This window comes from Frankia sp. AgKG'84/4 (assembly GCF_023242965.2).
In the GTDB taxonomy this organism is placed as follows: domain Bacteria; phylum Actinomycetota; class Actinomycetes; order Frankiales; family Frankiaceae; genus Frankia.
In genome coordinates, this window is record NZ_JALKFU020000172.1 from 1 (window position 1) to 9,385 (window position 9,385).

Below are 9,385 nucleotides of genomic sequence, written 5' to 3' on the forward strand. Positions count from 1 at the left end.
CTCGGCGTGCACGTGACGGTGTCGAGGGCGCCGGAGACGGGCGCGATCGCGGCGATCCGGCCGGCGAGTTCGCAGCCAGGTGCTGGTCGCCGTCTGGCCGGGCGCGACGTTCGTCTCCAGGTACCAGACCACCCCGTCCCCGTCGACGATCATGTCGGTGCGGGAGAGGTCGCGCAGGCCCAGCAGCCGGTGGGCGGTGAGCGCGACCTGGCCGGCCACGTCGGAGACGGCCGGGGCGAGATCGGCGGGCGTGGTGAACGTGGCGCCGCCCGCGGTGTAGCGGGCGGCGTAGTCGTAGGCGCCGCCGTGCGGGGCGATCCCAACGGCGGGCAGCGCGACCGGTGCGCCGTCGAGGTCGACGACGCCCACGGTGATCTCGTCGCCGGTGATGGCCTGTTCGACGAGGATCCAGTCGTGATAGCCGGTCGCGGCCATCAGCGCGGCCGGGAGGTCGGCCGCGTCGCGGACGACGCTGACACCCATCGCGCTGCCACCCGCGCGGGGCTTGACCACCAGCGGCAGCCCGAGGCGGGCCACGATCCGCTCGACGAGCGCGCCGGCACCGAGATCGGCGAACGCGTCCCGGGGCAGGCACACCGACGCCGGTGTGCGCACGCCGGCCGAGGCGAGCAGGGCCTTCGCGGTGGGCTTGTCGAACGCGGCGCGGCAACCCGCGGGCACCCCGCCCACGTACGGCACCCCGAACATCTCGAGGACCTCCTGCAGCGTCCCGTCCTCCCCGGACACGCCGTGCAGCACCGGCCAGACGACCGCCGGTGGCTCGGCGGCGAGCCCGCCGAGCAGGCCGGCGTCGACGTCCCGCAGGTGCACGTCCACGCCGGCGCGGACCAGCGCGTCACGCAGGCGCGCGCCCGACTGCAGAGAGACCTCGCGTTCGGCGGACAGCCCGCCGGCGAGCACGAGCACCCGACCCAGATCCGTCATCGTGTCCTCCACAGAAAACCCTGGGGTCAGGCCGGCGACGCCGGCCGGCCGAACATGTCGAGCAGCGCGAGCTCGCGGCGCAGTACCCGGCCGAGCCGGTGCACGCCCTCCGCGACCCGATCGGGCGGTGGGAAACAGTAGGACAGTCGCATCGTGTTCGCGCCCTGGCCGTCCGGGTGGAATCCGATACCGGGGACGTAGGCGACGCGGGCGGCGATCGCGCGGGGCAGCATCGCCCGGGTATCGACCCCGTCGGGCAGGGTGACCCAGACGAAGAACCCGCCCGCCGGCCGGGTCCACGTGGCACCCGCCGGCATCGCGACGGCCAACGCGTCGAGCATCGCGTCGCGACGCGCCCGGTACATCACCCGCAGCCCCTTGAGCTGATCCGCCCACGGCTGGGTGCTCAGGTAACGCTGCACGACGAGCTGCGCGAAGACGCTGTGGGACAGCATCGCGGACTCGGCGGCGAGCACGAGTTTGTCCTTCACCGCGGGCGGGGCCAGCGCCCACCCGACCCGCAGCCCCGGCGCCAGGGTCTTCGACATCGACCCGAGGTAGACGACCGCGTCCTCGGGGGCGTCGGCGCGCAGCGGGCGCATCGGCCCGCCCTCGAACCCCAGCAGCCCGTACGGGTTGTCCTCGACGATGAGGACCCCGGCGCGCTGGCAGATCTCCACCACCGCCCCGCGCCGCTCGGCCGCGAGCGTCACCCCGGCCGGGTTCTGGAACGTCGGCACCGTGTACAGCAGCTTCGGACAGCGGCCGGCGGCGGCCAGCCGGGCGATCGTCTGCGCCAGCGCCGCCGGGATCAGCCCGTCGTCATCCATCGCCACCGACACCAGGTCCGCCTGGCACGCGCGGAACGTGGCGATCGCCGTCACGTACGTCGGCGATTCGGTGAGGACCACGTCCCCGGGATCCACGAAGATCCGCGCCAACAGGTCCAGCGCCTGCTGCGACCCGACCGTGACAACCACATTGTCCGGCTCCGCGGTGATGCCCTCCATCGCCATCACCGCGCACAGCGCCTCCCGCAACCCGGGATCACCCTGCGCGGAGCCGTACTGCAACGCCGTCGGCCCCTGCCCGGCCACGAGATCCGACATCGTCGCCGCCATCACGTCCATCGGCAGCGCCGCGACATCCGGCATGCCCCCCGCCAACGACACGATCTCCGGGCGCGATGCGACCGCGAACAGGGCCCGGACCTCGGACGCGACCATCCCCTGCGCACGCGCGGCGTACCGCCGCTCCCACCGGTCCAAGCTCACGGCGCGGGACACTACCCCCAGCCCACAGCACAACGCACGCCGATATCCATCTTCCGACGACATCATGACCAGTCTGCCGTCGCTACAGGACGCCGTCGCCGAATGGCACGCTGCCCCAGGGAAGGACGAGTCGCTCCATGCCCCAGCTCGACGACCACCGTTGGATGACCCGGGCGATCGAACTCGCCTACCGCTGCCCACCCGCCACCAGTGCCTACTCCGTCGGCGCCGTGATCGTCGATGAGAACGACGAGGAGATCGCCTTCGGGTTCTCCCGCGAGGTCGACAACGCCGTGCACGCGGAGGAGTCCGCGCTCGCGAAGATCGCTGCCGACGACCCGCGGCTCGCCACCGCCACGATCTACAGCACCCTCGAACCCTGCTCTCAGCGCAAGTCCCGGCCCCGGACCTGCACACAGCTCATCCTCGAGGCGAAGATCCCGCGAGTGGTCATCGCCTGGCGCGAACCCAGCCTCTTCGTCGCGGACTGCCAGGGCTACGAACTGCTCGCCGAGGCCGGAATCAGGGTCGTGGAGTTGCCGGAACTCGGCGAGCAGGCCCGCGCCATGAACTCTCACCTGTCGGTCTGACTCCCGACTCAGCTGTCGACGGGACGCCGCTGTCGGCGGCAGCCGCGCCCTACGAAGCGGTCCTCGGCTTCAGATCGAACGTGTAGGCATCGACGGCGCTGCGCGTACCAAGGGTCTGCAGCACGAACGAGACCTGTCGCTGCGTGGCGGTCCGGGGAGTACCTCCCCGCCCACCCTGGTACGCCAACTCCTGAAGCTCACCGTTGGACACCAGACCGGTCGCGGACCCGGTCAGCGGAACATGGAACGTCGACTGGACGTTCGTGTCGGTGCCGAGAGCCTCGAAGTAGTTTCCAGGAGTCTGGTTCTTGAAGTAGGCCTGATCCACACCGTCCGCATGGTCCACGCGGTCGAAGCTCACCACGCTGCTGTTGTTGTGGAAGGTCACGCCGAAAAGATTGACGTCGACCGGGGGCTTGATGATGACCTGGCCCACTCCCAGCGTGCTCGGAATACCGGCGGGCGCCCCGAGCCAGGTGAAGATGTCGACGAGCTGGAACAGGCGGGGATCCGGGTGGTCCTTGAACACGACGTTCAGGTTCCGCGCGACGTCGTTGTCACCGCCGACCGGGTACGTGTAGCTGAAGTCCGCCGGAAATCCGGGCACCAGGCTCTGGATTGTCCTGAAGGCGACCGGCGGCCGACCGCTCTGCGTGTCGTCCTTGCCGACCTCCCGGTAGCGGGTGTCAAGCAGCTCGAATTTTTTCGCGAGCCTGCCCGCCTGGGACAGGATGGAGATGCGGACCAGGGCCCGTATCTCCGCGACCTTCTGCAGGTCCGTCACCCGGGGGACCTGACCGTCCGCCGCCTGCTGTGTCGCATAAGTGGCACCCGTCGAATCATAGAAATATGTGAATGATTCGCCGGCGTGAAACTGATGCTGAGTGACATGTGGGCTTAATGCGACGTTCGTCGCGGCGGGGGTGCTGGTCGCGCCCGTGGCGACGTTGCGATCGCTTCCGGTCGCGCAGGCCGCCGTGGTGGCCATCATCAGAGCCAGTCCTGTTGCCACCGCCCCGATACGTCTCCGTTGAAGCACCTTTTACTCCTTGGATCAGCGTGTTGTCGTCGAAGCGGTCCTGGATCAGCGCGGGAAGAACCGGACCGCGTCGATGTCACCCGGATCCATCGGGCCGTTGGTTCCGCGGGAGAACACCGCCCAACCGACACCGAAGGACGACATGGCGAGGGACGCGTTCACCTCGTTGCCCAGCTTCCCGTCGCCGACGGTGAGGTCACCGGTGCGGTCGAGGTCGACCGTGGTGAAGCGGGGCCTGACCGCGGTGGCGTTCCAGGACTGGGTGACGATCGCATGGGCGGGGCCGTAGTAGAGCCCGGGGAAGTTGGGAGGGCTGGTCGGCCGCGTCGGCACGGTCATCTGCAGCCCGGCGATCGCGATGTGGCCCGCCTCGCCGGCGACGATGTTCGAGTTCGCCAGTGAGAACGTCGTTCCCGGCGCCGTGACGTTGATCGGCGTGGTCCACGTGCGTGCGTGGTCGCGGGACAGGGACATGTGCACCTGGGTGTCGGTGTCATCGACCCAGACCGTGTAGACCGTCCCGGCCTGGTCGACGGCCACCCGCTGCGCTCCGGACAGCTCACCGCAGGCCAGACTCCCCGGTACCGGCTGCTGCCGCCAGGTCACCCCGTAGTCCTGGGACACGGCGATCATCTGGCGGCACTTGTTCTCGGGTATCCACGGGTAGGTCGTGTTCTGGAAACGGGTGGGGTCGAAGCCGGTGAACTCGGGATAGTCGAAGTAGATGGTCCCGTCCGCGGCCGTCACGCCGATGCCACCCTCGGTTGTGGCCGAAGCGATCCTGTCCATCCGCTGGAACGTCACACCGCCGTCCAGCGAGCGATAGACAAAGCGCTGCCCACCCACCTGGTGGATCCCCACGCCGAGAAAGTAGATCGCGCTCGGGTACAGGTTTCCCCGCGGAGCCGGCCCCGTGACGATCTTGCCCCAGTCGTAGGTGTCGCAGGCAATGGTCCTGCCGGTCCAGGTGGCCCCGAGGTTGTCACTCCAGGACACCACCGACCCGGACGTCCCACCGCAGGAGGCGGCGGCCATGCTGGTCAGGTAGTAGAGCCGGTCGGTCCGCGTGTCGATGTGCACGAAGCCGTGCACGCCCACGGAGTGGCTGTCACCGTTGGCCAGATCCGGGACGGGTACCGACGTCCAGTGACGGCCGCTGTCGATCGACCGCAGGACGCCGCCCGTCGCACGGGCAATGAAAAGCACCCCCGTACGCGAGATCTGGATCGAGGGCGACACGTCCTTGACGCCGGTCGGATACCAGCAGCCCTGGGACAGCGAGGGCAGTACGTTTGTTCGGTTCGGACCATGATCTTGGGCTCTTGTGCACTGAAGGCCGGCCGGCAGCCCGGAAACCAGACTGACCGGTTTCACGTTCAGGCTGGCCTCAGGACGATTCGCCGCCTCGGCGCCGGGCTCCGCCCTTGGCGTACCCCCGAACGCCAGTGCCGCTAAGAGCAGCACCAGCGCGGAAACCCGCACCCCTCTGCGCATGACCACCTCCTGTACCCATCCAACAGTTCCGTCCTCGATCACCCGGCAGCCTGAACGCCACTCTCGGATAGATTAGGAGGAGCCATGACGATAGAGCTCGCCACCCGCTTTCGCTACCCGCACTCCCACCTTCAGGCGGGACCATGTCGACACCATGTGCAGCCGCCGGTCCCTGCCTGGCCAATGATGCGGATGGCCCGGTGACCTCGGCATTTCGCCGGTTCGTACAAGAGGTTCGCAGTCCTCCGAGGCGATCGTCCGGACTGCGGACGGGTAGACACGAAAGCGAGCCAGAGCAGCAGCACGTTGATATCGCCGGGTGGCAGCGAAGCGCGAGCGGAGGCCGGCGAAGGTGTGTTTCGGGGGTCGTTCAGTCGTTGTGCAGCGGAGCAGCGATGTCCTCGTCGCGCGGGATGCCGTAGTGCTTCCTGAATATCAAGAAGATGCTGGTCGGAGGCCTGATGGCGGTACCGACACGATCGGTACCGCCCCCGGGTTGCACATACGAGTCTCTTCCACATCTCTGGCCTGTTTCTGCTGGTAGACGAGCCTGTCGCACATTGGTTTGGGGGTGTGGGCGCAGACTGGGGTAGGGCGGTGGGGGTGTCCGCCTGCCCGGGGTGGCCCCCCGGAAGGGGGCTATGCGGGGTTTGTCTGGGTGCTGCGCCGGAAGCGACGTAGTCCGGTAGACGTCACCACCAGCAACGCCAGGGCCGCCGCGCCGGCGAGGCACACGGCGAGGCACACTGCTCAGCCCTCCGGTCGAGGCCAGCTCAGCAGATCCCGAAGCACCTGCTCCTGCGCGGCGTCCGGGGTGTCGACAAACCGGGCCAGCGCCCCACTCGTGTCGTCGACCTGCTCCAGCTGCCCCCGCATCCGCCGCGCCGTCAACTGGGCCGTGTTCTGCGCTGGCTGATACAGATATGTACGCCCCAGGGCCACCCGGGTCACCTCCCCCTTGACGTGCTGCCGGTTGAGAATCGTCATCACCGTGGTGTAGGCAAGATCGTCGCCGCCGGTATCGGGCGATGCCGCCCCTGCGCTTCGGGCGGCACCCCGGCCGACTCCGCCCGCTACTCGGTAACGATCCGGATCAGACAAGGCGTCCCAGGCGTTCTGCCAAAGGCGCTCCGGGTCGCACAGGTCGAGATGCTCGATGAAGCGGCGATGGGTGTTCGCGTCGAGTGCGCCGTCCAGATAGTCGGTGACGATCTCGACGAGCTCGGCGCAGTTGATCTCCAGACCGCCGGTCACGCTGATTCCTCGTCCCTGTAGTCCTCCAGAACCTGACGCAGCCTGGCCCGCCCGCGGTGCAGCAGCACGCGCTGGTTGCCTGGCGCGATGTCGAGCAGCGCGCAGACCTCGGCCGCGTCGAGACCCTCCACATCACGCAGGTGCACGACAGCGCGCTGCCGCGGGGGTAGCGCGCCGAGCGCGGCCCGCAGCCGGACACGGATCTCGCGGGACAACACGGCCGACTCGGGCAGGTCCCACGGCCGGGGCGGAACGGATCAGTGCCCTGGCCACGCGTCGCCGGGCGGTACCAGCCCCGGGATACACATGCCCCTGCCCTGCGCGTCCACTGACCTCCTCAGATGTTGTACGTTTGTTGTACAGTGGAGTCATGAGTGTCGGATTCCGCCCCACCGAAGAGGACCTCCGGATCGTTGAGGCCAACCGCCGCCAGGACGAGAAGACCAGTGACGTCATCCGGCGCGCTCTGCGACTGCTGGACCGGGAGGCGTGGGAGGTGCGTGCCCGCGAGGACATGCACCGGCTGCGGAATGAGGACCTGTCCGCCGAGCCCGATGCGTGGGAGTACGACACCAACGGCAACATCGTGATCACAGGTACGAACCTCGCGGTACCAGCCAGGTCCCAGGACCACCCGTGATCCGCGGCGCCGTATACCCGGTGGACCTCGGCGACGCCAAGCGCGGGCATGAACAGCGGGGACGTCGACTCGGCCTCGTCCTGAGCATGGAGCAGAACGCGTGGTCCACGGTCACGATTGTGCCCACGTCGACCAGCGCGCAGGCGTCCACCTTCAGACCAGAGGTAATCATTACGGGACGGTCGACCAGGATCCTGATCGACCAGATCCGCACCATCGACAGCTCCTATGTCACGGGTGAACTCGTGGACTACCTCTCCCGCGACGACATGGCCCAGGTCGAGCACACCCTCTCGCGCTACCTCGGCCTGCTGCGCTGAGCGCATCGCCCGGCTCCCGTACATCGACCTCCCCTCGCGACCGGGTGAAGACGGAGGTCCGACACAGCTGACAGACCCGTCGAGCTGTTCTTACCGCCCCGGCCGAGCCGCGCGGAATATGCAACCCGGGTACGGCCCGATCACCAAAAAGATGCAGGTCAGAACCCTGAGAGCGGTACGAGGTCGGTCGGGTCGGTGTCGACGTACTGGCTGGCCTGGAGGATGAACAGTTCGCGGTACAGGCCGGGGCGGGACATCAGGTCGTGGTGGTCACCCTGGTCAATGACCGTGCCGGCGTCGAGGACGTAGATGCGGTCGGCCGTGCGGACGCTGGCGAGGCGGTGGGTGATGAGCAGCACCGTGCGTTCGCGGCCCAGGTCGCGGATCAGGGCGAACAGGCTCTGCTCGGCACGGGCGTCGAGGGCGGCCGAGGGCTCGTCGGCGACGATCAGCGGCGCGTCGCGGTAGACGGCCCGGGCGCAGGCGATCCGCTGCCACTGGCCACCGGACAGGTCGTGGCCGGAGTTGTACTGCCGGGCCAGGGACGTGTCGTACGCGTGAGGCAGCGCGGCGATCACCTCGTCGGCGCCGGTGGCCCGCGCGGCCGCAAGGACGCTGTCGGGGCCCTCGGCGGCGAGCCGGTCGACCCGGCCGACGGCGATGTTCATCCGGGCCGACATCGGCCACTGCGTGTAGTCCTGCGGGATCACCGCGACCCGGTCGCGGACGCTGTCCGGGTCGACGGTCGTCAGGTCGACGCCGTCCCAGCTCACCGTGCCGTCGTCCGGCTCGTACAACCCGGCGATGATCTTGGCGAGGGTGGACTTGCCGCTGCCGTTGACGCCGACGAGGGCGACGACCTCGCCGCGGCGCAGCTCGACGGTGACGCCGCGCAGGGCCGGGGTGTCGGTGCGCGGGTAGGTGTAGCGCACGTCCTCGACCCGGACCACCCCCGGCGAGACCGGCGCCGAGCGCACCGGCGCGGGCGGCACCAGGTCCTCGGCCCGGGCCATCCAGGCGCGGTACTCGCCGAAGTACAGGAAGTTCTCGTACGCGTCGTTGAGGGTGCTCAGCGCGGTGGTGAGCGCGCCGCGGCCGGTGCGGATCGCCAGCACGGCGGTGCCGGCAGCGGCCAGGGGCATGACGCCGGCATCGAGCAGCATGATGAGCGTGCCGTAGACGACGCCGAGCGCGAGCCCGGACACCGCCTCGCCGGTCAGCCGGTACTTCGCCTGGCCGCGGCCGACCCGGATCTGCTCGGCCTCCTGTTCGCGGGCGAGTGAGGTGTACTCCTCGACCAGGAACGGCCCGAGGCCGAACGAGCGGATCTCCGCCGCGCAGTCGCGGGCGGTCAGGTGCCAGCGCAGCATGTACTGGCGCCGGACCTGGCGGATCTGCGCCAGCCAGGAGGTGTGGGCGAGGCGGGCGGCGCGCATCGACGCCCACCCGTCCGGCACGATCGACAGGACGAGCAGCGGCAGCAGCACCGGGTGCAGCACGCCGAGCACGCCGCCCGCCGCGGCGATCCGCACCGCGCAGGTGAGCATGTCGACGGCGTTGTCGACGAGTTGGCGCCCGCTGGCGGCGCCGCGCTCGGCGGCGTCGAGGTCGTCGACGAAACGGGGGTCGTCGAAGGCCATCACCGAGGTGCGGCTGGCGAGTTCGAGCAGCCGCACCAGGCAGACCCGGTCCACCCGCGGGCCGAGCCTGGTCCGCACCAGGTTCTGGGCGGCGCCCAGGCCGCTGCGCAGCGTGCCGGCGGCGACGATGAGCAGCAGGGCCGGCAGCGCGGCGCGCAGGCGCTGCGGGGTCGGGCCGTCGCGCAGCAC

At 69.4% G+C, this 9,385-nt stretch carries 10 protein-coding genes; 3 read left to right on the forward strand and 7 right to left on the reverse strand.

Annotation, left to right across the window (positions count from 1 at the left end; all coding sequences use genetic code 11):
* Together MXD58_RS12805 and MXD58_RS12810 are read right to left on the reverse strand one after the other, a co-directional pair.
* Positions 1-945, reverse strand: a 945-nt coding sequence (locus MXD58_RS12805) for a D-alanine--D-alanine ligase family protein (protein ID WP_250609343.1), incomplete at its 3' end; no start/stop codon positions are given.
* Positions 946-971: 26 nt separating this feature from the next.
* Positions 972-2,171, reverse strand: coding sequence for an aminotransferase-like domain-containing protein (locus MXD58_RS12810; RefSeq protein WP_248839074.1), 1,200 nt, complete (start codon positions 2,169-2,171; stop codon positions 972-974).
* A 185-nt stretch (positions 2,172-2,356) separates the two neighbouring features.
* Here MXD58_RS12810 and MXD58_RS12815 point away from each other — a divergent pair, with 185 nt between their 5' ends.
* Positions 2,357-2,809, forward strand: a complete 453-nt coding sequence (locus MXD58_RS12815) for a cytidine/deoxycytidylate deaminase family protein (protein WP_248838995.1) — start codon at positions 2,357-2,359, stop codon at positions 2,807-2,809.
* Between the two features lie 49 nt (positions 2,810-2,858).
* On the opposite strand, the gene MXD58_RS12820 is transcribed toward MXD58_RS12815, so the two are convergent.
* The 4 genes from MXD58_RS12820 to MXD58_RS12835 form a co-directional block, all read right to left on the reverse strand.
* Complete coding sequence (locus MXD58_RS12820; RefSeq protein WP_248838996.1) at positions 2,859-3,800, reverse strand: hypothetical protein; 942 nt, start codon at positions 3,798-3,800, stop codon at positions 2,859-2,861.
* Positions 3,801-3,893: 93 nt separating this feature from the next.
* Positions 3,894-5,087 carry a sialidase family protein gene (locus MXD58_RS12825; RefSeq protein ID WP_250609344.1) on the reverse strand — a complete coding sequence of 398 codons (1,194 nt, stop codon included), beginning with the start codon at positions 5,085-5,087 and terminating at the stop codon, positions 3,894-3,896.
* A gap of 1,005 nt (positions 5,088-6,092) precedes the next feature.
* Positions 6,093-6,596, reverse strand: a complete 504-nt coding sequence (locus MXD58_RS12830) for a BlaI/MecI/CopY family transcriptional regulator (protein WP_248838998.1) — start codon at positions 6,594-6,596, stop codon at positions 6,093-6,095.
* Positions 6,593-6,829, reverse strand: a complete 237-nt coding sequence (locus tag MXD58_RS12835) for an RNA polymerase sigma factor (protein WP_284678277.1) — start codon at positions 6,827-6,829, stop codon at positions 6,593-6,595. The genes MXD58_RS12830 and MXD58_RS12835 overlap by 4 nt, the downstream gene beginning before the upstream one ends.
* Positions 6,830-6,966: 137 nt before the next feature.
* On the opposite strand from MXD58_RS12835, the gene MXD58_RS12840 reads away from it, so the two are divergent.
* Positions 6,967-7,236 (forward strand): hypothetical protein, encoded by a 270-nt coding sequence (locus MXD58_RS12840; protein ID WP_011606673.1) that lies wholly within the window; start codon positions 6,967-6,969, stop codon positions 7,234-7,236.
* The gene (locus MXD58_RS12845; protein WP_248839000.1) at positions 7,233-7,556 is read left to right on the forward strand and encodes a type II toxin-antitoxin system PemK/MazF family toxin; all 324 of its coding nucleotides are present in this window, start codon (positions 7,233-7,235) and stop codon (positions 7,554-7,556) included. The genes MXD58_RS12840 and MXD58_RS12845 overlap by 4 nt, the downstream gene beginning before the upstream one ends.
* 158 nt (positions 7,557-7,714) lie before the next feature.
* On the opposite strand, the gene MXD58_RS12850 is transcribed toward MXD58_RS12845, so the two are convergent.
* On the reverse strand, positions 7,715-9,385 hold a 1,671-nt coding region (locus tag MXD58_RS12850), incomplete at its 5' end, for an ABC transporter ATP-binding protein (RefSeq protein ID WP_250609346.1).